This is a genomic window from Luteitalea pratensis, from assembly GCF_001618865.1.
Taxonomy (GTDB): Bacteria; Acidobacteriota; Vicinamibacteria; order Vicinamibacterales; family Vicinamibacteraceae; genus Luteitalea; species Luteitalea pratensis.
In genome coordinates, this window is the sequence record NZ_CP015136.1 from 3,876,333 (window position 1) to 3,901,360 (window position 25,028).

Genomic DNA, 25,028 nt, shown 5'->3' on the forward strand with positions numbered 1-25,028 from the left:
GGGCCGCCGACTCGGTCGTGTGGCATCCTGCGATCGACGAAGCGCGTTTCGCCGGCGACATCGCGTACCGGTCCTGCCTGAGACATGAGTCCTGAGACATGAGACGATTGCGCTTGACGTCCTACTAAATACTTAGTAGATAGTAGTCAATGGCGATCACGCCCTCGTTGACCCCGCAGGAACTGGCGATCATGAAGGTCGTCTGGCGCCTCGGCTCGGCCACCGTCCGTGACGTGCACGACGTGCTGCGCCGCGAGCATCGCGACGACCTCGCGTACACGACTGTCCTCACGATGATGCGCATCCTCGAACAGAAGGGGATGTTGTCGAAGTCGCAGGACGCCGCCTCGCGCGGCCACCGGTACACCCCCGCCCGCACGCAGCGGCAGATGATGCGCGTCCTGGTGCGCGAGTTCGTCGACCGCGTCTTCGACGGCGCCGCGGACTCCCTCGTCGCCCACCTCGTCGCCGATCGCAAGCTCTCCGCTCGCGACCGGGCCGAAATCCGCAAACTGATCGACAAGGAGGACTGATGTCGGCATGGGCCTTCGCCGTGACGTGGGTGTTGCACAGCACGGTCCTCGGACTGGTCGCCCTGTCCCTGCCGGCGATCCTCCGCCTGCGGGACCCCCGAGTGCTCGCCTCCTGGTGGGGATACTCCGTCGGCGGCATCGTCCTGCTGCCGGTACTGCCGCTGTTCCTGCCGCGCCAGCCGGCCGTGCCGATGCCGGTGACCACGTTCGTGGAGACGACGACGGCGGTGCTGGGCCCAGTGCTCGCGGCGGCGCCCACACTGTCCCCCATGGCCTGGCTGGGCACCCTGTGGGCCACTGGTGCGCTCGCGAGACTCGCCTGGCTCGTCATCGGGCATCGGCGCCTGCGTCGACTCGCGGCATGTGGGAAGCCGGTCGAGAACGACCCGGCACTGGATCGGGCGCGTGCGCTTGCGCCCGCTGCGGTCCTGCCGCCGCTTGCCGCGGCGCGCGTGCCTGTCGTCGCGGTGGCCGAGGCCGGACCCTGCGCCTTCGGCTGGCTGGACGTGTGCGTGCTCGTTCCTGTCGCGTTGCGCGAGCGTCCGGAAGAAGAGCGCCTGGCCGTGTACCTGCACGAACTGGCGCACATCGCCCGCGCCGACGTCAGCCGTGGCTATGCAGACGAAGCATGGCGGCTCCTGTGGTGGTGGCAGCCGTCGGTGTGGGTCCTGCTCTCACGAGTGCGGCTTGCACGCGAACACGAAGTGGACGCGCTCGTCGTCAGCCGCACCGGTGGCATGCGCGCGTACGTCGAGGCGCTGCTCTGGTGCAGCACCCTGCAGCCGGCGGGGGCGCCGAGTATGCCGGTCGGAAGCAGACGACACGTCCTGGTGCGGCGCGTGGCGCTGATGTGTCAGGGAGCGACGATGCCACGGACACGACGATGGATCACGGCAGCCGCCATGGTGGTGATGTTCAGCGGTGTGTCCGCGGTGGTCAACAGGGTGTCGCCACTGCGAGCGGCGCAGTTCGGTGTGCGACCGGCCGTCGCGCTGGAGGCCGGGCCACTGGAGCGCGTGGCCGTGCGTCCAACCCTCGACATGCCGGCCCCGAGGCGTACGTTGCATGTCGCCCCGAACTGGCCGGCCGATATGGCGGTAGCGGCGCAGTACCGAGTGCATCTGGTGCTCGATGCGACCGGGCAGGTCGCTGAAGCACGGGTCCTGACGGGCGCCATCGCGGCGGCACGGGATGCGGCTGTCGCTGCGGAGATCGATGCGGTGCTCACTGCGGTGCGGCAGTGGAAATTCGATCCGCCTGCCCAGGCGCCGATGCTGATCGCCGTGGATATCGCGGCACACCAGGATGGCGCGACGCTGTCGACAATGAGTACCGAGCGTGCGCCACTGCGCGCAGGCGGTGCGATTGCACCACCGCGCAAGATCTACGACGTCAAGGTCGAGTATCCACAGGCGGCACAAGCGGCCAGGATCACGGGCGTCGTGACCATCGAGGCCACCGTTGGCGTCGACGGGACGATCACGGAGGCCCAGGTGCTGAAGGGCGTCGCGGAGCTCGATGACGCGGCACTCGCCTCGGTGCGCCAGTGGCGGTTCGAACCCGTGTGGCTGAACGGCGAGCCGGTGCCCGTGATCGTCGTGCTTACTGTCAACTTCACGCTGAAGTGAACGACGCGCACCGATGCCCCGCGCGCCGCTCAGACATGGGCGGCATTGGCGCCATGACCTTGGAAGAGGGCACAGCATGATCGGTAGACGGCGATCGCTCGCAACCGCCAGGATCGTGATCCTGCTTGCCGGCGCGGCGGCCGCGGCGACACCAGTGCACGGCTCGGCATTGCAGACGGTGCCCGTTCCGGCTGGGCGCGTCTATCCGACCGAGCCGGGCCCGCTCGAGCGCATCGCCATCCGGCCGTCGCTCGACGTCCCCGCCCCTCGGCGGACGGCGCACGTCGCGCCGGATTGGCCCGCGGGTGTCGCCGGCAGGGTCCGTTATCGCGTCCATCTTGTCGTTGGCGCCAGCGGCGAGGTGGCGGAGGCGCGCGTCGTCTCTGGCATAGGGCCGGCTGACAACAGCCGGCCCGTGGCCTCCGAAGTCGCCGCCGTGCTCGCGGCGGTACGCCAATGGACGTTCGAGCCGCCAGCCCGGGCGCCGATGCTGCTGGCGACGTACGTGGGCACCGGTGACGCGGAAGGCATCGTCGTGCCCTCACCGATAGAGCGGCGACCGATCCGCATCGGTACAGGCATGCGACCGCCGACCAAGATCCATCACGTCAGTCCGGAGTATCGGGATGCCCGCAATGCCGGTCTGTCCGGCGTGGTGATCCTGGAGGCGACGATCGACCCCGAAGGCGCCGTGTCGGACGTGCAGGTCATCCGCAGCGTGACCGGACTCGACGAGGCGGCGATCGCTGCGGTACGTCAATGGCGGTACACGCCGACGATGCTCAATGGCGAACCGGTACCGGTGATCATGACCGTGACCGTCAACTTCCAGCCGTAGCCGTGCTGACCATCACCTGACCGCCATGAGTGCATCCGCAGCGCGCCGCGCGATGACCATCTTCGGGCCCGCGCCTGCAGGTCGCCTTCGTGTCAGCGCGTGGCTCGCCACCGCGATGATTGTGGCGGGTGCCTCCTGCGCACCGCGCTCGGACCGGGCAGCGGTCGTCGACGTGTGGCCATCGCGACTACAGGCCGCCGAGGCCTCGGTCGTTGACGGCTGCTACCGCTGCCTGGAAATCGGGTTGCGCGAATACGAGGCGGCGCTCGCGGCGGGTGTCGATGCGACGGTCGCACCGCGCGCGTACCGCGTCGCGGTCCACCTGGCGGTGCGCGAGCGCCTGCTGGGGCTGTTTCCCGGCGAGTATCAGGATGCGCCGGCACGTCTCGCGCAGCGCGCCCTACCGGACGATCGCGCGGCGGCAGCCGACGTCCTTGGGGTGATGCCCTGGAGGCGTGGCACACAGACGCTGGGCATGGTCCCCTCCGTCCAGTCAGCCGATTTGCCGCGACTTCGTGATCGCCGCCGTGCGCTGGAGCCGTTGGCCGAGACGGATGCCTGGCACGCGATGCTGCTCCTCGCGCTTGTTGGCACGAACCCCATCCTCGGTCTCGGAGACGGTGAACGTCCGCCACGCGGTGTGCAACCCGGCCTCGACCGCGATACCTGGTGGCGCCGTCATCCTGACGATGCGGCTCTCTCGTTCACGCGGCTGACATTGCTGCGCGCGTCGCTCGACGAGTTGGCGGGGTTCCGCGAGATGCATCCAGCGTTTGTCGAAACCGACGCGATTACGGGGGAGGGCGAACTTGCGCGCGGCCGGCTGGTGTCGGCTGACGAGGCGTTCGCCCGTGCCCTCGAGGCGTTCCCCGGACTGGTACCGGCGCTGGCGCTGCGCGCCGACATCCGGCAGCGGATGGAAGATCAGGCGGTCGCGCTCGGGCTTTACGATCGCCTGCTCGAGCGCTTTCCCGAACACCGCGAGGCGCTGCTCGGTCGGGTGAAGACGCTCGGGTTCCTCGCCCGGCATGACGACGCGATCGCTGCCGTCGATCGCATGCTGGCGCTGGGCACCTGGTATCTCGGTGAGGCGCACTATTGGAAGGCGTGGAACCTGTTCAGCCTGGGCCGCCTTGACGACTCGCGAGTCTCGGTCGACGCGGCGCGCCCGCTGATGGTCAATGCCGACCTGTCATACCTCGGTGGTGCCATCGCGTTCCGACAGCAGCGATTGGACGACGCCCATCGCGATTTCGATACGGCAGTCGAACTCGAGAGCCGCCACTGCGAAGCGCATTTCGATCGCGCCGCCGTCGATCTCACTCGCGGAGCGTGGCCGGTCGCGTCAGCCGGCTTCGACGAAGCGTTCGAGTGCCTGGATGCGCGCACGCCGACACTGGAGCGACGGATCGCTGATGCGCGCGAGGCTCGCCTTGCAGACGACGTGCGTGCCGCGCTCGTGGCACGACGCGAGCAGGCCCTGCGTGATCATCATGCACAGCTCGGCTGGGCCCGCTACAACGCGGGCGTGGCGTATGCGAACTCGGGCAAACCCGCCGAGGCCCGCGCGCGTGCCGATGAAGCGATCACCATCGGCGGTCCCGCGGCATCGGCGGCGCAGCGCCTGCTGCCGCAATTGCCGCCGGCACAGCTCGACTGACGGCGTTAACCGGTTAATGCTGGGAATGCCGGAATGCCGGGAATGTCGAGAGCCACTGACGTGACCGCCGAGCAAGCTCGGCGGCTACACCAACGCTGGGGCGGCGTTCGGCGTTTGGCGTTCAGCGTTCGTCGTCAGCGTTTTGACCTTCACGGAGGTAGGTGTCGAGCTTGCTCGACACACACCGGCTGCACGTCACTCAGGCGAGGTGCTGGTCGCTGCCTTGGGTGGCGCCGTGGTGAAATCCGGCGCCGCATCACCGAAGATGTAGTGATTGAACCACTGCAGGTTGTGCTGCATGGTCGCGCGCATCGACTTCGGCTTGGTGATGCCGTGGCCGAAGCCCTTGTACACGATCATCTCCACCGGCACACCACGGTCCTGCAGCCCCTGTCGCAGCTCGTAGCCATTGGCGATCGGCACACGCCGATCCAACTCGCCATGCTGGATGAGCGTCGGTGTCTTCGCGTTCATCACGTAGGACATCGGTGACGTCTTGCGATAGATCTCCGGGTCCCTGGCCGGATCGGCATCCAGATACTGGATCGTGAACGGCGTGATGTCGGTGTTGTAGTAGTAGGTGGACCAGTTGGAGATCCCGGCACCGACCGAGATGGCCTTGAAGCGCGTGCTCGACGTGGTCAGGAACGCCGAGATATAGCCACCCTGGCTCCAGCCCATGCACCCGAGGCGACCTGGATCGACCATGCCCTTCGCGACGAGCGCATCGATCCCGGACAACACGTCCCACGCATCGCCGACACCGAGGTTGCGGACGTTCAGCTGGCGGAATCGCTGTCCGTATCCGGCGCTGCCCCGGTAGTTCACCTTGAGCACGAGCGCGCCACGCGCGGCCCACAGGTCGGTGGGGTAGTACCGCGCGTCGATCGCCTGTGGGCGGTCGATACCGGTCGGCCCGCCGTGAATCACGCAGAGGAGTGGGTATTTCTTCGAAGAATCGTAATCGCGTGGCTTGATCAGCACGCCCTCGATCACTTCACCGTCCTGGCTCTTCCAGCTGATCACCTCACGTGTGCCGAGTGTCCAGTGCGCCAGCCGGGTCGAGCGCGTCGTCCATGCTTTCGCGACGAAGCCGGCGACGACGGCGGTGTACACCTCCGGCAGCGTGGTCACCGATCCCGCCACGTAGGCCACACGCGATCCGTCGGCGCTGAAGGATGCGCCCTGCATCGCGAGGGCGTCCGGCATCGACACGCGAGCGACCGTGCCTGCGGCGGGGTCGATGCGGAACAGGTGCGACGCCGTCTTCTGGAGCGCCGTGACGTACAGGCCCGTCGGCGTCCAGCCCGCCAGCTGCGCATCCTCGTCGAGCCTGTCGGTCACCGACACCGGCGCACCTCCGGCGGCGGGCACGACGGCGACGCGGCCGTTGGCATGGAAGAACCGGGGTTCGCCCATGGCCGACTGGAAGGCGATGCGGGAGCCATCCGGGGACCAGCGGGGATTGGTGTCCGGGCCGGGCTGTGAAACCAACGGACTGACGACGTCGGTGCCGAGATCGAGCAGGAAGACGTCGGACGAACCGGAGTCCACCAGGTCGGGCGTCCGCGAGGCGTGGAACGCGACCCGTCGCCCGTCAGGCGCGACGTCGAATGCCCCGACGTGGCGCTCGGTGCCTCGCGTCCGCTGTTTTGCCTTGGCCGGCGCCTGCAGCGCCTCCGCGACCGTCAGCGTCCAGAGCTGCGCATACCGGTAGTCCTTGCGGACGACGGTGAAATCGCCGAGCGACTCCTTGCGTGCCTTCGCGGCTGCGTCCTCACCTTCAGGCGCAGCGAAGACGATGGTGGTGCCGTCCGGAGTCCACTCGTGGTTGGCGACCGACTCGTCCTGTCTGGAGAGCACGATCGCCTCGCCGCCGTCGGGACGGATCGCGTTGATCTGCCCCTTACCGTCCACGTTGCGGAGGAAAGTGATCCAGCGGCTGTCAGGCGACCATTCGATGTCGCCCGCTGACTCCTTGCCGCGCGTGAGCTGTGTCACCGTGCCGGTGCTCGTGTCGGCCACGAACAACTGTGTCACGAAGGTGTCACGCTCCCAGTCCGTGCCGGATTCCTCGTAAGCCACCCAACGGCCGTCCGGTGAGAGGGTCGCGGCACCGACGGTGCCGAGCTCGACGAGCTCGTCGATTGTGGGCACGTGCGGCGCACCCGCTGCGGCGGACTGCGCGCGCAGGCCAGCGGGGCAGAGGATTGTGAGCGACAGGATCGCCACAGCGACCCGGGGCAAAACAAAACGGTCGGCGGTCATGCGCATCTCCCTGAGGGAGTTGGCATTGTATCCGCCGACCGCGTCGGTCGTGGGCGTCAGGTTGGACGGCCTCCCGCCTCCGCCAAGGCTTCGGCGCGCGCCAGTGGGGACAGTCCGGCCCTACCAGTCCCGATCCGCGACCGTCGACCTGAAGGTCGATGGCTACGAACAAGCCCCTGCGGAGCACCCGGTACCCGGTACCCGGTACCCGACCCTTACGCGTTGACCGGTGCGTTCTGTTCCTGCGGCTTGTGCGTCACGGGGTTGAGGAACGGCATCATCGCCCGGAGCTTCGCGCCGACTTCCTCGAGCGTCTGCGTCTGCTCCTCGGCGCGGGCCTTGTTGAACCAGGGACGACCGTCCTCGTTCTCCTGGATCCACTTTTTGGCAAACGTCCCGTCCTGGATCTCGGCAAGCACCTGCTTCATCGCCTTGCGCGTCTCGGCGGTCACGATGCGCGGCCCGGTGTAGTAGTCGCCGGCTTCGGCCGTGTCGCTGACCGAGTAGCGCATGTAGTTGAGGCCACCCCGGTACATGAGGTCGACGATCAGCTTCAGCTCGTGGAGACACTCGAAGTACGCGATTTCTGGCTGGTATCCCGCCTCGACGAGCGTCTCGAAGCCGGCCTTGACGAGTTCGGCCGTGCCGCCGCAGAGCACGGCCTGCTCGCCGAACAGGTCGGTCTCGGTTTCCTCGGTGAACGTCGTCTCGATGACGCCCGCGCGGGTCACGCCGATCCCCTTGGCGTACGACATCGTCAGCGCACGCGCGTGACCGGTGGCGTCCTGGTGGACGGCGACGAGGCCCGGCACGCCACCGCCTTCCTCGAACACCTCGCGGACGCGATGCCCCGGCGACTTGGGCGCCACCATCGTCACGTCCACGTCGGCCGGCGGCACGATCGTGTTGTAGCGGATGTTGAACCCGTGCGCGAACATCAGCATCTTGCCGGCGGTCAGATTCGGAGCGATGTCCTTCTTGTAGACGCCGGGCTGCACCGTGTCGGGCGCGAGCATCATGATGACGTCGGCTTCCTTGGCCGCGTCGGCGACGCTGACCACCCGGACGCCGGCGGCCTCGGCCTTGTTGGCCGACACGCTGCCGGCGCGGAGGCCGATGCGCACGTCGACGCCGCTGTCCTTTAGGTTCAGCGCGTGCGCGTGACCTTGCGAGCCGTAGCCGATGATCGCGACTTTCTTGCCCTGGATGAGAGCGAGGTCGGCGTCCTTGTCATAGAAAACTTGTGCAGGCATCGTTGGAAATCTCACGGCCTTCGGCATGCGGCCGACGGCCTTCGAAAAAGGCCTTCAGCCTACGGCCTACAGCCTACGTGAAAGGACCAGCGCCTTCGTGAGCGCCGGTGGGCAGGCTGCAGGCTACAGGCTGCAGGCTACCTGGCGGTGCCACTGGTGACCAGGGCGCCGCTGTCTTATACCGAATGTGAAACCAGGTCTTCTTCGGCCTTGGCCGCGCCGAAGTCCTGCTCGTCTTCGGGTGGCTTGCTGGCCGTGCCGGTCCCGCGCAGCATCGCCAGGCGGCCCGTGCGCGCCATCTCGACGATCCCGTAGGGCTCGAGCACCTCGATCAGGCTGTTGACCTTGTCCTCGTTGCCCGTGATCTCGATCACGAGCGACTCGGGGGAGACGTCGATGATCCGCGCACGGTACACCGGCACGAGCTGGAAGATCTGCGCGCGCGTCTCGTGCGTGGTCTTCACCTTGAGGATGGCGAGCTCGCGGAAGATCGACGGCCGGCGGGTGACGTTGTCGACACGCAGCACCTCGATCAGCTTGTACAGGTTCGCCTCGATGCGGCGGGCGCCGAACTCGTCGGCTTCGACGGCGATCGTCATCCGCGACACGCCGGGCGTCTCGGTGTGGCCGACGGTGAGCGAATCGATGTTGAAGCCGCGGCGCCGGATCAGCCCGCTGACGCGGGTCAGGACACCAGGGTGATCTTCGACGAGCACCACGAAGGTATTCATGCGTCCGCTCCGGTTTCGATGATGGCGCTCGGGCGCCGGATCATGTTGTGCAGGTCGTTGCCTGCGGGGACCATCGGATACACCGAGTCTTCCTGCTCGACGCGGAAGTCGATGAGCACCGTGCCCTGATGCGCACTGGCCTCGCGCACCGCGCCGACGACTTCGCTGCGCGAGGTGACCCGCATCGCCTTGAGCCCGAAGGCCTCGGTGAGCTTGACGAAGTCGGGATTGACCAGCGGCGTGGCGGCGTAGCGGCGCTCGTAGAAGAACTCCTGCCACTGCCGGACCATGCCGAGGAAGCCGTTGTTGATGATGGCGATGTTGATGTCGATGCCTTCCTGGGCAATCGTCGCCAACTCGCACATCGTCATCTGGAAGCCGCCGTCGCCGACGACCACCCAGACCTCCGCGTCCGGTCGTGCGACCTTGGCACCGATCGCGGCGGGCAGCGCAAAGCCCATCGTCCCGAGTCCGCCCGAGGTGATGAGCGAGCGCGGCTCCTCGTGCTTGTAGTACTGCGCCTCCCACATCTGGTGCTGGCCGACGTCGGTGACGACGATCGTCTCGCGGTCGCGCGTCTCGCGCCACAGGTCGTTGATCACGTGTGCGGCGTAGAGATGGCCGTTGTCGGGCAGATTCTGGATGTCGCGGACGGCGGAGTCGCCCTTCAACATCGAGATGTACGCGAGCCAGTCGCTGCGGTCGCACGGCTCGACCTGTGGCTGCAACTGCTCGAGCGTCTCGCGCAGGTCCCCGATCAGGCCGACGTCGACGCGGACGTTCTTGTTCAGCTCCGCGGGATCGATCTCGATGTGGATCTTGCGGGCATTCGGGGCGTACGTCTTGATGTTGCCGGTGACGCGGTCGTCGAAACGCATGCCGAAGGCAAGCAACAGGTCCGCCTCCTGGATCGCGGTGTTGACCCAGGCCTCGCCGTGCATGCCCATCATCCCGAGATTGAGCGGGTGGCTCGCCGGGATCGCGCCGAGGCCGAGCAGCGTCATCGCGATCGGCACGTTGGCCTGTTCCGCGAACTTGAGCACCGCTTCGCGCGCGTTCGAGAGCTGGATGCCGCGGCCTGCCAGGATGATCGGGCGCTTGGCCGAATGAATCAGCTCGAGCGCCTGCTCGACTTCACGCGAGCTCGGCTTGTGCGAGGGCCGATAGCCGCGCAGCTTCGGCTCCTCGGGCCACTCGAACTCGCACGAGGACTGCTGGCAGTCCTTGGTGATGTCGATCAGTACCGGGCCGGGCCGGCCGGAGCGCGCCACGTAGAAGGCTTCGCGGACGACGCGAGCGACCTCCTCGGGGCGCGTCACCAGGTAGTTGTGCTTGGTGATCGGCAGCGTGATACCGGTGATGTCGGTTTCCTGGAAGGCGTCCGACCCGATGGCCTTGCTGCCCACCTGCCCGGTGATGCAGACGATCGGCACCGAGTCCATCATCGCCGTCGCGATGCCGGTGACCATGTTGGTGGCACCGGGGCCGCTGGTCGCGATCGCGACTCCGACCTGGCCCGTCGCGCGCGCAAAGCCATCGGCCATGTGCGTGGCGCCCTGTTCATGGCGCACCAGGATGTGGCGGATCGGGTAGTCGAGCATCGCGTCGTACGCCGGCAGGATCGCGCCGCCGGGGTAACCGAACACGCAGGTGACGCCTTCGCGCACCAGGCTCTCCCACAGAATTTGGGCTCCGGTCTTCTTCATATGAGTACTCAGGCAGCCTGCAGGCTGCAGGCTGCAGCCTACGGACTATCGGTTGACCGGCTCCCGGGCCGGAATCGTGTTGGCCAGCGTCGCCGCCGGACGCGTGATGGCGCCCTCGGAGGCCGACGACACGAGGCTGGCGTACTTGGCCATGACCCCGGTCGTGTATCGTGGCGCCGGTGGGGCGTATGACGCGAGCCGCCGCTCGATCTCGTCGTCGCTCACCGCCATCTGGAGGCGGCGTTGCTTCAGGTCGAACGTGATGATGTCGCCGTCGCGGATCGCGGCAATCGGTCCGCCGGCCACGGCTTCGGGGGCCACGTGACCGGCCATCAGGCCGCGCGTGGCTCCGGAGAAGCGTCCGTCGGTCAGCAGGGCGACGGTGTCGCCGAGGCCGGCGCCCATGATCGCCGCGGTGACCCCGAGCATCTCGCGCATGCCCGGACCGCCCTTGGGGCCTTCATGGCGAATCACCACGACATCGCCGGCGTTGATGGCGCCAGCCTGGACGGCCGCAAACGCTGCTTCCTCGCCCTCGAAGACCCGCGCCGGCCCCTGGTGACCGGCCAGCGACGAGCCGGCGACCTTGACGACGCACCCCTGCGGCGCGATGTTGCCGTGCAGCACGAGCAGGCCGCCGGTCGGTTTCAAGGGCGCATCGAAGGGACGCACCACATCCTGTCCCGCTGTTTCGCGGACCGCCGTGGCCTCCTCGCCGATGGTCCGGCCGGTGACCGTTTGCGCGGAGCCGTCGATGAGGCCCGCGGTGACGAGCCGCTGGCACACGACGCCGGTGCCGCCGGCGGCGTGCAGGTCGGCGGCCACATAGCGGCCACCCGGCTTCAGGTCCGCGAGCAGCGGGGTGCGATCGTTGATCGCGTTGAAGTCGTCGATGCTCAACGCGACGCCGGCTTCATGGGCGATTGCGAGCAGGTGCATCACCGCGTTGGTGGAGCCGCCAGTGGCGACGACGCCGGTGATGGCGTTCTCGAGGGCGGTGCGCGTGATCAAATCGCGCGGCCGCACGCCGCGGCGCAGCAGCGACATCGCCAGGTGACCGGCCTGTTCGGCGACGGCCTCCTTCTCGGGCAGGGTCGCGGGGATGCTGACACTGCCCATCGCGGCGACGCCGAGGAACTCGGCGACCATCGCCATGGTGTTGGCCGTGAACTGGCCGCCGCACGCCCCGGCGCCCGGACACGCCTTGTCCTCGAGGTCCTTGAGTTCGACGAGCGAGATGCGCCCGGCGGCTTGCGCGCCGATGCCCTCGAACACGTCCTGGATGGTGACGTCCTTGCCCTGCCACGTGCCGGGAGCGATGGAGCCGCCGTAGAGGATCACGCCGGGGATGTTCAGGCGCGCCAGCGCCATGATCGTGCCGGGAATGGTCTTGTCACAGCCGCACAGCATGACGACGGCGTCGAGGTGGTGCCCAAAGGTCACAAGCTCGATGGAGTCGGCAATGACCTCGCGGCTGACGAGCGAGGCACGCATCCCCTCGGCGCCCATGGTGATGCCATCGGAGACCGCGACCGTGTTGAACTCCATCGGCGTGCCGCCCGCGGCCCGCACGCCCGCCTTCACGTGCTCGGCCAGCCGCCGCAGGTGGAAGTTGCACGGACCGATTTCGGTCCAGGTGTTGGCGACCCCGACCAGGGGCTTGGCGAGGTCCTCGTCGGTGAAGGCGCAGGCCTTGAGCATCGCGCGCGCCGCGGCCCGGCTCGGGCCATCGGTCAGCGCGGCGCTCTTGTGCTTGTTCAGGTCGCTCATGCGAGGTCTCCTGCCGCCACGGTGGTCGTCGCGGCCGTCGAACGGGGCAGCAGCGTAGACGCATACGACCCGAGGTTACGGAGCACGGGGGCGAACTCGGCGAGGTGTGCCAGGGCACGATCGCAACGCGCATCCTCGGCACCGACCGCGAGGTCGACATAGAACAGGTACTCCCAGGGCCGGCCTGGAATCGGCCGCGACTCAAGCTTGGTGAGGTCGATGCCGCGCAGCGCGAAGACGCTGAGGGCCCTGAACAGCGCCCCAGCCTCGTTGGCCAGGGTGAACACCACCGTCGTCTTGTTGGTCGGCGTGGTCCGTGGCCCGCTGGCCGCGGGCGCCACAACCAGGAAACGCGTGATGTTGTCGGCGAAATCCTGGATGCCCGACTCGAGGACCTTCAGTTCGAACACCGCGGCAGCGCGCTCGGAGGCAATGGCCGCCGCGCCCGCCAGCTGACGGTCCTTGATCAACTTGGCACTGCCCGCCGTGTCGTACGTGGCGACCACCTCGACGCCCGGCAGGCTCCGGAGGTATCTGTCGCACTGGGCCAGAGCCTGCGGGTGCGAGTAGATGGTCTTGATCTGGTCGATCGCCGTGCCCGGCAGCGCGATTAGGCTGTGGACCACCCGGAGCTCGAGGTCGCCGACGATCTGGAGCGCGTGCTCGAGCAGGAGGTCGTAGTTGCGGTGGATGGTGCCGCCGATGGAGTTCTCGATCGGCAGGACGCCGAACGTGGCGGTGCCGGCTTCGACGGCGCGGAACACGTCTTCGAAGCTCGGACAGGGCAGCAGCGAGGCATCTGGGGCGAATCGTTGCGCCGCTGCCTCACTGTAGGCCCCCAATTCGCCCTGGAACGCCACCACCATGCCTTGCCATGGTGCGGCCGTGTAGACCCAAAGTCAAAGTTATATTCGTTAGGCAATCATGCGTTGCATTTATCAGACTGCGGATCGGTGGGCGATTCCCCGGGCCTTCGTGTTCCCCTCGCCGAGCCGCACGAGGCTCCAGGCGTCAGGGACTCATTGGGCTTGAGCTGGTCCGAGCTGGTTGACGACCTTCCCGTCGGCGTCCAGGAACGCAATGCTGGGCGTTCCGTCGGCGGCGACCTGCAGCAGGATTCGCTTTCGGCCGCCACGGTCCATCAGCGAGACGCTGGCCACCCCTTCCTTGTCGTGGCCGATGAAGACACGGCGTCGATTGCCGGTGGGCTCGGTCTCGGACAGCGTCAGCCCGACGATATGGTTCCTGGCATCCTGGACGCCGGCAAGCTGTACGAATTGTGAGCTGGCCCCATAGCGATCGAACGAGAGGGACACCCCGGCATCCACCACCTCGCCATTGGCGTTGCGGTGGCCACCGAAGACGAGCCCGCCGTTCTCGGTCCCCTCGTCGTTGTAGAACAACATGCCGGCGTACGGCCGATCGACGGGCGGATTCTCCTTGCCACCGACGATGTTGCCCGGCAGGCGTGCATGGTTGGAAATCACCATGCGCAGCGTGCCGTCCGCCTCGCGAACGTTGATGCGATGCACGTCGATCTCGTCGAGGCGTTGCACCTTCGGGGCGGCGGACCCCGCCAGCGAGAACACGGCGAACAACGTCGTCAAGACGGCCGAGTAGACGGCCAGCATTCTGGTGAGCATGGCGTTGCCTTCCTCCGAAATGGTAGCGGCCGGGTGGAACGCCGAAGAACGCGGAACGTCGAACGCCGAACGCTGCCCTCAGGGCGCGGCCTTCGCTCGGCCTTCGCGGCATTCCGGCATTTTCGCGGGTCTTACCACCTGATGGTAGCGGCCCGCTGGCCCAGCGGGCCGGACTACGTCCGCCCGAGGGACAGCCCGACGCTACGGTGTGAACACGGACGAACGCCGAACGTCGAAGGCCGGACGCTGGCCTCGGCGCACCCTTCGATCGTCAATCCCGGCATTCGCAGCATTTCGGCATCCCGGCATTGTGCGGCCCGGTACCCGGCGAGTGTCATTTATAATGTCAAGTTCATGCTTCGCCCGTTCCGCGGCCAATGGCCCCAACTCGACGCGTCGGTCTACGTGGACCAGAGCGCCCAGGTCATCGGGGATGTGGTGATCGGGCCGGAGTCGAGCGTGTGGATGAACTGCGTGGTGCGGGGCGACGTCCACCAGATCCGCATCGGAGCCCGCTCCAACGTCCAGGACGGCACCGTGGTGCACGTGATGCGGGGGACACACCCGACTCACATCGGTGACCAGGTGACGATCGGTCACGGCGCGCTCGTCCACGGCTGCACGATCGAGAACCGGGTGTTGATCGGCATGGGCGCGATCGTCCTCAACGGCGCCGTGGTGGGGAGCGATTCGATCGTCGCCGCCGGGACGCTGCTGACCGAAGGGATGGTCGTCCCGTCGCGGTCGCTCGTCATGGGAGCCCCCGGCAAGGTGCGGCGCGTGCTCACCGATGCCGAGGTGGCGTCCATCCTCGACTACTCGGCGCGCTACGTAGGTTACCGGCTCGACTACATGGGCGAGCAGCCGAGGCCCACGGGCGGGCAGGCAAGTGAGGCCCGCGGCTGACGCCGCGGCACCGCATGGCTTCCAGCGCACCAGCCCGCGGCATGCGGGACTTCCTCCCGGCCGACGTCCGTCGCCGCACGTACGCGATCGGCGTGATTCGTGGTGTCTACGAGCGTTACGGCTTCGAACCGCTCGAGACCCCTGCGGTCGAGAACATCGAGACGCTGCTCGGCAAGTACGGCGACGAAGGCAATCAGCTGATCTTCAAGATCCTGAAGCGCGGCGAGCACGAGGCGTCGGGGCAGGCCGATCTCGCCCTCCGCTACGACCTCACCGTGCCGCTGTCCCGCGTCGTCGCCGAACACCGGTCGACGCTGCCGAAGTTCTTCAAGCGCTACCAGATCCAACCCGTCTGGCGTGCCGATCGCCCGGCCCGTGGCCGTTTCCGCGAGTTCTTCCAGTGCGACGTCGACGCCATGGGTTCGACCTCGCCCGTCGTCGAAGCGGAGCTCTGTGCCGCGGCCTGCGAGGCGATGCAGGCGCTTGGCTTCGGCGATGCGGTGCTGCGATTGAACCATCGGGCTGTGCTCGGCGGCGTCCTCGAGGTCGCCGGTGTGCCGACCGACAGGCATGGCGACGCCCTCGTCGCGCTCGACAAACTCGACAAGATCGGCCTCGACGGTGTGAAGGTCGAGTACGAGAAGCGGGGACTCTCACCCGCCGTCGCCGACACCGTGCTGGGCATTCTCGGCTCGGCGGCCGTCTCGGGTGCCGTCGCCGCCGACAACGCCGTCGCCCTCGATCGTGTCGAGGCCTTCGTCGCCGGGCACGAAAAGGCGGTCGCGGGCATTGCCAACATCCGCGAGGTGCTCGCGCTCGCGGCGCGGACACCGGCCGCAGCGCAGTTGCGCGTGGACCTCAGCCTGGCCCGTGGGCTCTCGTACTACACCGGCTGCATCATGGAGATGACGGTCCCGGACCTGGCGGGGAGTCTCGGTGGCGGTGGCCGCTACGACGACCTGGTCGGCATGTTCCTTGGCCAGCAGGTGCCCGCGGCCGGCTTCTCGCTCGGCCTCGAGCGCATTCTGGTGGTGATGGGGGAGCGGGCCATGTTCCCGGCCCACATCACCGCCACCGCCGCCGACGTGCTGATCGCGCAATGGAACGCCGCGACTGCCGGTGACGCACTCGCGCTGGCGCATGAACTGCGCGCCGGCCACCTGCGCGTCGAGGTGTATCCCGATGCCGACAAACTGGGCAAGCAGTTCAAGTACGCCGCGTCGACCGGCGTGCCACTGGTCGTGATCGAAGGCGACGACGAGCGCGCCGCGAGTGAACTCACGGTGAAGGACCTGCGCACCGGCGATCAGCAACGCCTGCCCCGCGCCAATGCCGCGAACCGCCTACGGGAGATGCTCGGGTGAACCCGGTCACGTATTTCCAGTCACCGGGCACCGTAGTCCGGGCACCGTCTCGCGTAGCCCTTGTCCCTTGGCCCTTGTCTCTTGTGCCTTTTGATTTCCTTGTGACTTCTTCCCCCTCCCTTCTCCCTTGACGATGGACTTCCTCGGCGATCTGTACCGAACCCACACCTGCGGTGAACTCCGTGCCGACCACGTCGGCCGGGAGGTCATCCTTCTCGGCTGGGTGCACCGCGTGCGCGACATGGGCGCGGTGATCTTTCTCGACATCCGCGACCGCTACGGCGTCACGCAGGTCGTCACCGAGGCCGAGCCGCTGCTCGGCCAGGCCAAGAGGCTGAAGACCGAGATGGTGGTGGCCGTGTTCGGACAGGTCGCGCCACGATCGCCCGAGACCGTCAACGACAAGCTCGATACGGGCCACGTCGAAGTCCGCATCGGCGAGTTGCGCGTGCTCAACGACGCGCGCCGTCCGCCGTTCGGCATCGCCGACGAGTCGTTCGTCGCCGAGGACACGCGCCTTCGCTACCGCTACCTCGACCTGCGGCGCCAGCGGATGCAGAAGAACCTGATCCTGCGTCACAAGCTGACCATGGCGATTCGGCGCTACTTCGACGAGCGCGGGTTCCTCGAGATCGAAACGCCGATCCTGACCAAGAGCACGCCCGAGGGCGCGCGCGACTACCTCGTGCCAAGTCGGGTCCACCCGGGTGAGTTCTTCGCGCTGCCGCAATCGCCGCAAATCTTCAAGCAGATCCTGATGATCGGCGGCCTCGACCGCTACTTCCAGATCGTCAAGTGCTTCCGCGACGAGGACCTGCGCGCCGATCGGCAGCCCGAGTTCACGCAGGTCGACGTCGAGATCGCGTTCGCCTCGCAACAGCTCGTGTTCTCGATGATCGAGCCGCTGATCGCCGCGATCTTCGAGGTCGCCGGCATCCAGATCACGACGCCGTTCCGGACGATGCCGTACAGCGAGGCGATGGCTCGCTACGGCTCCGACAAGCCGGACCTCCGGGTCGGGATGGAGATCCAGGATCTCGGGGCGGTGTTTGCCGAGACGCCGTTCGGGCCGGTGCGCGAGGCTCTTGCAAGCGGTGGCGTGCTGCGCGGCCTGGTCGTGCCGGGCGGCGCGAAGATCTCGCGTGCCGAGGTGGACAAGATCGTCGCCGAGGCGATCGAGATGGGCGCGGGTGGCCTGCTCTGGGCGCGCCAGACGGAGAAGGGCCTCGCCACGTCGGCCAAGGCGATGGGTGAGGAGGCGCTGACGCGTGCCCTGGAGGTGTCTGGCGCGGGCAACGATGGCCTGTTGCTGATGACCGCGGGCACCGAGGCTCAGGTCTCGAAGCTGCTCGGCGCATTGCGTCTCTCGCTCGCGAAGCGTTTCAACCTGGTGGATCCTTCACGCTACGAGTTCCTCTGGGTGGTCGACTTCCCGCTGTTCGACTGGGATGCCGACGACAAGCGCTGGGTTGCCATGCACCACCCGTTCACGTCGCCGTCGGACGCCGACCTCGCGCGCATGACCGAAGCGCCAGGGGAAGTCACCGCGAAGGCCTACGACCTCGTCCTCAACGGCAGCGAGATCGGCGGTGGCAGCATCCGTATCCACGATCCGGAGATCCAGCGGCAGCTCTTCCGCCTGCTCGGCATCTCGGACGAGGAGGCGAAGCTGCGTTTCGGTTTCTTCATCGACGCGCTCGAATTCGGCACGCCGCCGCATGGCGGCATTGCCCTCGGCCTCGATCGCATCGCCGCGCTGCTGGCCGGCGAGCCGTCGATTCGTGACGTGATCGCCTTCCCAAAGACCGCCGCCGCGGTCGACCTGATGTCGGATGCGCCATCGGCGGTCGATCCACGGCAGATGAAAGAACTGCACCTCAAGCCGCTTGCCTGACCGCAGGCGGCATGCTAGCGTCAGCCCCACACGTCGGAAGAGGACTCAGAGGAGACCACCAGTATCGCTGCTTCGGCCCCGCGTTCCATTCCCGTTCCTGATCAGGGCGTCGACGTCCTGTTCGGCGCCTACGACGACAACCTGCGCCTGCTCGAAGACCTGTTCGGCGTCAGTGTCCGCACCAGCGGGCACGAGCTCGTCGTGGACGGGCCAAGCGATCGCCTCGATCGCGTCGAGGCGTTTGTCGGCCAGTTCGGCGCGCTGCTGCGCGACGGCTACCGCTTCGCCCGCGGCGAGGTGAAGGACGCGATGCGCCTGGTCGCCGAGCACCCCGAGCTCGACCTGCGCGATCACTTCCTCAAGGGCAGCGTGCGCGCGTCGGCCAAGCGCCAGGTCGTGCCCAAGACGCCGACGCAACGGCAGTATCTCGAAGCCATCGACAAGCACGACATCGTCTTCGGCGTCGGACCGGCCGGGACAGGGAAGACCTATCTTGCGATGGCGCAGGCGGTCGCGAGCCTGCTTGCCAAGAAGGTCAGTCGCATCGTGCTCACGCGCCCGGCCGTCGAAGCGGGCGAGAAGCTCGGCTTCCTGCCCGGTGACCTCACGGAAAAGGTCAACCCGTACCTGCGGCCGCTGTACGACGCGCTGTACGACATGCTCGAGGCCGACAAGGTCGAGCGACTGCTCGAGCGCGGCACGATCGAGGTGGCGCCGCTCGCGTTCATGCGCGGTCGCACCCTCAGTGACGCGTTCGTCATCCTGGACGAAGCGCAGAACACCACGTCCGAGCAGATGAAGATGTTCCTGACGCGAATCGGCTTCGGCAGCAAGGCGGTCGTCACCGGGGACATCACCCAGATCGACCTGCCGTACGGCCGTCCTTCTGGCCTGATCGACGCGCTGCGCATCCTCGGCAAAGTCGAGGGCCTGGCCTTCGTGCACTTCACCGATCGGGACGTCGTCCGGCACAAGCTGGTGCAGTTGATCGTGCAGGCCTACGGCGTGGAAGATGAACGCGTGGCGGCTGCGATCCAGCCCGGCGCGGCCGGTCGCGCGCCGGCCGGGCCGCGGGGCTGAGCTCGCCATGGACACCGACCCTGCGGCGCTGGCGATCTCCGTCTGCGATCGGAACGGTCGCCCGGCGCGCGCGCCGGGGCTGGCTCGCTGGCTGGCCGGCACCGCCCCGGCACGAGCCCGCGGCACCATCACCATCGTGTTGACCGGCGATGCCGCCATGCGCCGGCTCAATCGCGAATGGCGCGGCGTCGACCGCGCCACCGACGTCCTCTCGTTCCCGGCCGACGATGCCGGCCTGCGCGTGCGCGGCCGGGCACGCCACCTCGGCGACATCGTGATCGCGACCGGTGTCGCGCGGCGGCAGGCAGCGTCGGCACGACACGCGTACCGCACCGAGCTCAAGGTGCTCGCCCTGCACGGCCTGCTGCACCTGCTCGGGTACGACCACGAGACCGACCATGGCCAGATGAGGCGCCTCGAGTTGCGCCTGCGACGCATGGGCGGCCTGGCCGCCGGTCTGATCGAGCGGGAGACACGCGCGTGATTCCGCTGATCGTGTTCCTGCTGGCCTGCGTCGCCGTCTACCTCGGCACGATCCTCGCGGCCTTCAGCGCGCTCATGCGCTTCTCGCTGCGGATGATGGCCGAGAGCGCCGCCGGCCAGCGCGATCTCCTGGGCACGTTCCTCGAGGATCCACCGGCTCTGTTCTTCCCGGCACGTGTGTTGCTCGGCGTGGTCACCGTGGTCGTGGCGGTGCTGCTGGCGCACATCGAAGGCGTCGGGCAGAACGAGCACGGCATCTGGGTGTTCCTGGCATCGATGCTCGTGTTCGTCTTCGTGTGTTTCCTGATCGTGCCGCAGATCCTCGTGCGCAGCCATCCGCAGGTCGTGCTCGCGGCATTGCTGCCGTCGTTTGCCGTGATCGCACGCGCGTTCTCACCGTTCACGCACCTGATGGCCGGCGTCAACGGCGGCAACGATCGCCGCGGCGACGACGCACCGGCGGCCGAGGAGGTGGAAACCACGACGCAGGCCGAGGTCGACGCCGACCCGAGTGAGGACGAGGGGGAAGCTCGCGAACTGTTCCGCTCGCTGGTCGGCTTCCAGGACCGGCTGGTACGCGAGGTGATGACGCCTCGTCCCGACATCGTGGCCATCCGTGCCGACGCCTCGCTCGGCGACCTGCGGGCCCGCCTGCGCGAGTCCGAGTACTCGCGACTTCTCGTCTACCGCGAGAGCCTCGACGACGTCGTCGGCTTCGTGCACATGAAGGACGTGTTCCTGAAGGGCGCGGGACATGACGATGCCGAGCCGTTCACGGGCCTGGTTCGTACGGCGCACGTCGTGCCCGAGACCAAACGGGCACCGGAGCTCCTCAAGGAATTGCAGCGGACGCGCAAGCAGACCGCGCTGGTCGTGGACGAATACGGCGGCACGGCGGGGCTCGTCACCGTCGAGGACCTCGTGGAGGAACTGGTCGGCGAGATTCGCGACGAGTACGACGTGGAGGCCGACCCGATTGTCGCCGAGCCGGACGACACCTGGGTCTTCAGCGCCAAGGTCGACATCGACGAACTCACCGAGCGGCTTGGCGTGGACATCGAACGCGAAGGCTTCGAGACGATTGGCGGGTACCTCATGAGCCGCCTCGGTCGTGTGCCGGCGGTGGGCGAACACGTCATCGAGGACGGTCTCGACATCGAAGTCCTCGAAGCGGAGCGCCGCCGCGTGCTCAAGGTCCGCGTGCGGAGTCTGCCCGCGGAGGGGGAGGAATGACCATGCGTTCCGGCTTCGTGTCGCTCCTTGGACGCCCCAATGCGGGCAAGTCCACGCTGCTCAATCGGCTCGTGGGCGCGCACCTGGCGATCGTGTCGGACAAACCGCAGACAACGCGCACCCGCATCCTCGGCGCGAAGAACCTGCCGGAGGGGCAGATCCTGTTCCTGGATACGCCTGGCGTGCACCGGCCCATGCACCGCATGAACGTGCGGATGGTGGACGCGGCGGTCGGCGCGGCGCGGGAAGCCGATGTCGTGGCGCTGGTCATCGACGCCTCCGAGGAGGTCGGACGCGGCACCGAGTTCCTGCTCGGCCTGCTGCCGCAGCTCTCGCAGCCGGTCGTGCTCGTGCTGAACAAGATCGATCGCATGAAGAAGCACACGTTGCTGCCGGCGATCGAATGGTTCAGCGGCCGCTACGCGTTTGCCGACGTGGTGCCGGTCTCGGCCGCCACTGGCGACAACGTCGAGGTCCTCGAGCAGGTGCTCCTCTCGCACCTCCCGGAGGGGCCGCCGCTCTATCCGGACGACTACCTCTCGGATCAGTCGGCGCGATCGCTGGCCGCGGAGATGGTGCGCGAGCAGGTGCTGGCCCTCACGCGGGCCGAATTGCCGTTCACGACCGCGGTGGTGGTCGATCGCTACGAGGAACCCGAGGACGACCAGGAGGGGCCGCTCGCGATCTACTGCAGCATCCTCGTCGAGGAGCCGTCGCAGAAGCCGATCCTCGTCGGCCGCGGCGGCGAGATGATCAAGGCCATCGGCACCGCCGCGCGCAAGCAAATCGAGGCGTTCTTCGAGCGCCGGGTGTACCTCGACCTGCACGTGAAGGTCCGCGAGGACTGGCGCCAGAACGACCGGACCCTCGATGACCTCGGCCTCCAGAAGCGACGCAGGTAGCCTGCAGCCTGCAGGCTGTAGGCTGCATGGCGTGATACCTTGACCCGATCGGTGTGTCGCGCGACGACGTGGTGACGTCGCCCGATGCGCGCAGCTCCCTCCATGGCACAGCGCAAAATCGACGTCGTCGTCGCCTCGGTGAAGCGGCTGATCCGCGTCGGGGCCAGCGCCAACCTGCTGAACCTGCTGCAGAAGCAGCACCCGGCAGACCTTGCCGGCGTGCTCGGAGAGCTGCCGGAACGCGTTCGCCAGACCGCGTTCGACACGCTGGTGGAGCGCAGTCCGCGCCACGCCATGGAGGCCCTCAGCGAACTCGGGCCCGAGACCGGCGCCCATCTGCTCGAGGGACGGTCGGCCGAGGAGATTGCCCGCTACGTCCAGGAGCTGGAGTCCGACGACGCGGCCGCGATCGTCGAGGCGCTCCCCGAGGAGCTGTCGCGCAGCGTCCTCGACCTGATGCGCGGCAAGCAGGACACCGGGGTCGAGGAACTCCTCGAGTACCCGGAGCACACCGCCGGTCGCATCATGAATCCCAACGTCTTCGCCCTCTCCGAGGACCTGACGGTGGGCGAGGCGATCACGGAGCTGCAGGGAGCCCGCGACGTCGAGATGGTGTTCTACCTGTACACCATCGACGAACGGAACCACCTGGTGGGAGTGACGTCGCTGCGCCGGCTGCTGCTGGTCGCGCCGGAGACGCCGCTCAAGCGCATCGCCGGTGGCGAGGTGCTGAGCGTGCGGGTGGACACGGACCAGGAGGAAGTGGCGAGGCAGGTGGCCTCCTACAACCTGCTGGCGATTCCCGTCGTGGACCTCGAGAACAAGCTGGCCGGCGTGATCACGGTGGACGACGTGATCGACGTCATCAAGGACGAGGCCACCGAGGACATCTACCGGCTGGCCGGCGTGTCGTCGGACGACAGCGTGTTCTCGCCCCCGTTGAGTTCGCTGCGCAAGCGACTGCCGTGGCTGTACGTCAACCTGGCGACCGCCTTCATGGCCGCGGCCGTCGTCAAGCTGTTCGAGTCGACGATCAGCCAGGCGACCGCGCTGGCGGTGTTCATGCCCGTCGTCGCCGGCATGGGCGGCAATGCCGGCACGCAGACGCTGACCGTGATCGTGCGCGGCATCGCGCTCGGGGAACTCACTTTTGTCAATTCCAAGAAAGCGCTGGTGAAGGAGGCGCTGGTCGGCCTCGGCAACGGCGTCGGCATCGGCATCCTGGCGGCGCTGGCGGCGTGGCTGGTGCAGGGCGACGCATGGCTTGGATTGATCCTGGCCCTGGCCATGATCATCAACATGTTCGTGGCGGCGACGGCCGGAACCCTCGTGCCGCTGGGGCTGCGCGCCCTCAAGATCGACCCCGCGCTGGCGTCGTCGGTGTTCATCACCACGTTGACCGACGTTTTCGGGTTCTTCGCGTTCCTCGGCCTGGGGCACCTTTTCCTCAAGCACCTCCGCGTGGCGGGGTAGAATACCGGACTGGCCGCATGCCGCTGCACACAGGCGAGGCGCTCGTGCTGCGGACGTACCGGCTGGGGGAGACCGACCGGCTGGTCGTGCTGCTCACCCGCGACCGCGGCAAGAAGCGCGGCGTGGCGCGGGGCGGGGCACGGTCGCGCAAACGGTTCGGCGGCGCGCTGGAGCCCTTCACCCACGTGCGGGTGGCGTACCAGGAGCGCGAGCAGCGCGACCTGGTTCGACTGGACTATGCCGACGTGCTCGGCTCGCCGCTGACGGCTGGCGGCGAGGCCTGCACCTACGCGAGCTACTTCGCGGAGTTGCTGGACGAGTGGGCACCCGAGAACGACCCCCAGGAACGGCTGTTCCGGCTGGGCGTGGCCGTCCTGGATGCGTTGCAGACGGGCGTCGGGGCCGAGCGGCTGGCACGGTACTTCGAGTACTGGCTGCTGCGGCTGCAAGGGGTGTATCCCTCGGTGCACGCGTGTCCGCAGTGTGGCGAGGCCTTGCAGGGCGGGGCGGTTCTCGAACCCCGTGGGCACTGGTTCCTCTGTCGTCAGTGCGCGCCGCACGGGCAGGGCGTGGCGATGCCGGGTAGCGCGCTGCAATTCCTGGTCGAGGCGGCGCAGGTGGCGCCGGCCGCGCTCGGCGACGTGAACGTATCGAGCGAGGCGCTCGTGCAAGTGGCGGCGGCCCATCGGCTGCTGCTCGTATGGCACCTCGATCGCGAGCCGCGGGCGGCTCGTGTGCTGCGAGAGATCAATCTGTGACCTTTCAGGACCTCATCTTCAAGCTCTCGCAGTACTGGGCCGCGCAGGGCTGCCTGCTGCAGCAACCCCTCGACCTCGAAGTCGGCGCCGGGACGATGAATCCCGAGACCTTCCTGCGGGTGCTCGGGCCCCAGCACTGGAACGTGGCCTACGTCCAGCCGTCACGCCGTCCCGCCGACGGCCGCTTCGGCGAGAACCCGATGCGCCTCTACAAGCATCACCAGTTCCAGGTGATCCTCAAGCCGGCGCCCGACGAAGTGCAGTACCTGTACCTCCAGAGCCTCGAGGCGTGCGGCATCGACACCCGCGCGCACGACATCCGGTTCGAGGAAGACAACTGGGAGTCGCCGACGCTCGGCGCCTGGGGCATCGGCTGGCAGGTGCTGTTTGACGGCATGGAGATCACGCAGTTCACGTACTTCCAGCAGGCCGGCGGGCTCGAACTGTCGCCGATTGCCGCCGAGCTGACGTATGGCCTCGAGCGGATCGCGATGGTGCTCCAGAAGGTCACCAACGTGTACGACATGGAGTGGGCGCCCGGCGTGAAGTACGGCGACGTCCGGCACCGCGACGAAGTGGAGCAGTCCAGGTATGCGTTCGGGCAGGTCGGGATGGGCGGAGAGGCCTTTGCCGCGTTCAACCGGGACCTGTTCGACAAACATTACGCGATGGCACAGGGCCTGGTCGGCGACGGCCTCGTCCTGCCGGCCCTCGAGCACTGCCTGAAGTGCTCGCACCTGTTCAACACCCTCGATGCCAGCGGTGGCATCGGGGTCACCGAGCGGACGGCGTACATCCTGCGCGTCCGCCAGCTGGCCGTGGCGATTGCCCGGGCGTATGCCGGCGTCGATGCCGACGCGCCGGTCGCCAGCGCCTAGGCCCTGCCAGGGAGAGGATTCGACCAC

General features: G+C 67.7%; 21 protein-coding genes. 14 read left to right on the forward strand and 7 right to left on the reverse strand.

All coding sequences use genetic code 11. From position 1 onward, the window contains the following. Nucleotides 1-149 precede the first annotated feature (149 nt). The 4 genes from LuPra_RS15850 to LuPra_RS15865 all read left to right on the forward strand — a co-directional run bounded on the left by LuPra_RS15850 (nucleotide 150) and on the right by LuPra_RS15865 (nucleotide 4,659). Nucleotides 150-533 (forward strand): BlaI/MecI/CopY family transcriptional regulator, encoded by a 384-nt coding sequence (locus tag LuPra_RS15850; protein ID WP_110171641.1) that lies wholly within the window; start codon nucleotides 150-152, stop codon nucleotides 531-533. Beyond that, entirely contained in the window at nucleotides 533-2,161 is a 1,629-nt protein-coding gene (locus LuPra_RS15855; RefSeq protein ID WP_110171642.1) for a M56 family metallopeptidase, read from the forward strand. Before LuPra_RS15850 ends, LuPra_RS15855 begins: the two co-directional genes overlap by 1 nt. Nucleotides 2,162-2,237: 76 nt before the next feature. Then, entirely contained in the window at nucleotides 2,238-2,999 is a 762-nt protein-coding gene (locus tag LuPra_RS15860; RefSeq protein WP_157899257.1) for an energy transducer TonB, read from the forward strand. 25 nt (nucleotides 3,000-3,024) lie between these two features. After that, the gene (locus LuPra_RS15865; protein ID WP_157899258.1) at nucleotides 3,025-4,659 is read left to right on the forward strand and encodes a tetratricopeptide repeat protein; all 1,635 of its coding nucleotides are present in this window, start codon (nucleotides 3,025-3,027) and stop codon (nucleotides 4,657-4,659) included. A 195-nt stretch (nucleotides 4,660-4,854) separates the two neighbouring features. Here the strand turns inward: LuPra_RS15865 and LuPra_RS15870 are convergent, their stop codons facing one another. The 7 genes from LuPra_RS15870 to LuPra_RS15900 form a co-directional block, all read right to left on the reverse strand. Continuing rightward, on the reverse strand, nucleotides 4,855-6,927 hold the full coding sequence (locus tag LuPra_RS15870; RefSeq protein WP_110174719.1) for a S9 family peptidase: 2,073 nt from the start codon (nucleotides 6,925-6,927) through the stop codon (nucleotides 4,855-4,857). 215 nt (nucleotides 6,928-7,142) lie between these two features. Beyond that, complete coding sequence (gene ilvC / locus LuPra_RS15875; RefSeq protein WP_110174720.1) at nucleotides 7,143-8,180, reverse strand: ketol-acid reductoisomerase; 1,038 nt, start codon at nucleotides 8,178-8,180, stop codon at nucleotides 7,143-7,145. A 176-nt stretch (nucleotides 8,181-8,356) separates the two neighbouring features. Beyond that, complete coding sequence (gene ilvN / locus LuPra_RS15880; protein WP_110171645.1) at nucleotides 8,357-8,911, reverse strand: acetolactate synthase small subunit; 555 nt, start codon at nucleotides 8,909-8,911, stop codon at nucleotides 8,357-8,359. Further along, the gene (ilvB, locus tag LuPra_RS15885) at nucleotides 8,908-10,617 is read right to left on the reverse strand and encodes a biosynthetic-type acetolactate synthase large subunit (RefSeq protein WP_110171646.1); all 1,710 of its coding nucleotides are present in this window, start codon (nucleotides 10,615-10,617) and stop codon (nucleotides 8,908-8,910) included. Before ilvB ends, ilvN begins: the two co-directional genes overlap by 4 nt. A gap of 45 nt (nucleotides 10,618-10,662) precedes the next feature. Further along, nucleotides 10,663-12,387 (reverse strand): dihydroxy-acid dehydratase, encoded by a 1,725-nt coding sequence (gene ilvD / locus LuPra_RS15890; protein ID WP_110171647.1) that lies wholly within the window; start codon nucleotides 12,385-12,387, stop codon nucleotides 10,663-10,665. After that, complete coding sequence (gene pheA, locus LuPra_RS15895; RefSeq protein ID WP_110171648.1) at nucleotides 12,384-13,253, reverse strand: prephenate dehydratase; 870 nt, start codon at nucleotides 13,251-13,253, stop codon at nucleotides 12,384-12,386. Before pheA ends, ilvD begins: the two co-directional genes overlap by 4 nt. 153 nt (nucleotides 13,254-13,406) lie before the next feature. Next, the gene (locus LuPra_RS15900; RefSeq protein WP_110171649.1) at nucleotides 13,407-14,030 is read right to left on the reverse strand and encodes a hypothetical protein; all 624 of its coding nucleotides are present in this window, start codon (nucleotides 14,028-14,030) and stop codon (nucleotides 13,407-13,409) included. Between the two features lie 354 nt (nucleotides 14,031-14,384). On the opposite strand from LuPra_RS15900, the gene LuPra_RS15905 reads away from it, so the two are divergent. From LuPra_RS15905 to LuPra_RS15955, 10 genes are all read left to right on the forward strand, one after another. Continuing rightward, complete coding sequence (locus LuPra_RS15905; protein ID WP_110171650.1) at nucleotides 14,385-14,936, forward strand: gamma carbonic anhydrase family protein; 552 nt, start codon at nucleotides 14,385-14,387, stop codon at nucleotides 14,934-14,936. Between the two features lie 14 nt (nucleotides 14,937-14,950). After that, on the forward strand, nucleotides 14,951-16,300 hold the full coding sequence (hisS, locus tag LuPra_RS15910; protein ID WP_110171651.1) for a histidine--tRNA ligase: 1,350 nt from the start codon (nucleotides 14,951-14,953) through the stop codon (nucleotides 16,298-16,300). Between the two features lie 133 nt (nucleotides 16,301-16,433). Further along, nucleotides 16,434-18,194 carry an aspartate--tRNA ligase gene (gene aspS, locus LuPra_RS15915; RefSeq protein ID WP_110171652.1) on the forward strand — a complete coding sequence of 587 codons (1,761 nt, stop codon included), beginning with the start codon at nucleotides 16,434-16,436 and terminating at the stop codon, nucleotides 18,192-18,194. 201 nt (nucleotides 18,195-18,395) lie between these two features. After that, the gene (locus tag LuPra_RS15925; protein ID WP_234800413.1) at nucleotides 18,396-19,274 is read left to right on the forward strand and encodes a PhoH family protein; all 879 of its coding nucleotides are present in this window, start codon (nucleotides 18,396-18,398) and stop codon (nucleotides 19,272-19,274) included. Nucleotides 19,275-19,281: 7 nt separating this feature from the next. Continuing rightward, nucleotides 19,282-19,758 (forward strand): rRNA maturation RNase YbeY, encoded by a 477-nt coding sequence (gene ybeY, locus LuPra_RS15930; RefSeq protein WP_110174721.1) that lies wholly within the window; start codon nucleotides 19,282-19,284, stop codon nucleotides 19,756-19,758. After that, the gene (locus tag LuPra_RS15935) at nucleotides 19,755-20,990 is read left to right on the forward strand and encodes a hemolysin family protein (RefSeq protein ID WP_110171655.1); all 1,236 of its coding nucleotides are present in this window, start codon (nucleotides 19,755-19,757) and stop codon (nucleotides 20,988-20,990) included. The genes ybeY and LuPra_RS15935 overlap by 4 nt, the downstream gene beginning before the upstream one ends. Next, nucleotides 20,987-21,892 carry a GTPase Era gene (gene era, locus LuPra_RS15940; RefSeq protein ID WP_110171656.1) on the forward strand — a complete coding sequence of 302 codons (906 nt, stop codon included), beginning with the start codon at nucleotides 20,987-20,989 and terminating at the stop codon, nucleotides 21,890-21,892. Before LuPra_RS15935 ends, era begins: the two co-directional genes overlap by 4 nt. Before the next feature lie 102 nt (nucleotides 21,893-21,994). Next, complete coding sequence (mgtE, locus tag LuPra_RS15945) at nucleotides 21,995-23,365, forward strand: magnesium transporter (RefSeq protein ID WP_157899259.1); 1,371 nt, start codon at nucleotides 21,995-21,997, stop codon at nucleotides 23,363-23,365. A 17-nt stretch (nucleotides 23,366-23,382) separates the two neighbouring features. Further along, entirely contained in the window at nucleotides 23,383-24,123 is a 741-nt protein-coding gene (gene recO / locus LuPra_RS15950) for a DNA repair protein RecO (protein WP_110171658.1), read from the forward strand. Further along, nucleotides 24,120-25,001 carry a glycine--tRNA ligase subunit alpha gene (locus tag LuPra_RS15955; protein WP_110171659.1) on the forward strand — a complete coding sequence of 294 codons (882 nt, stop codon included), beginning with the start codon at nucleotides 24,120-24,122 and terminating at the stop codon, nucleotides 24,999-25,001. Before recO ends, LuPra_RS15955 begins: the two co-directional genes overlap by 4 nt. Nucleotides 25,002-25,028: the final 27 nt, after the last annotated feature.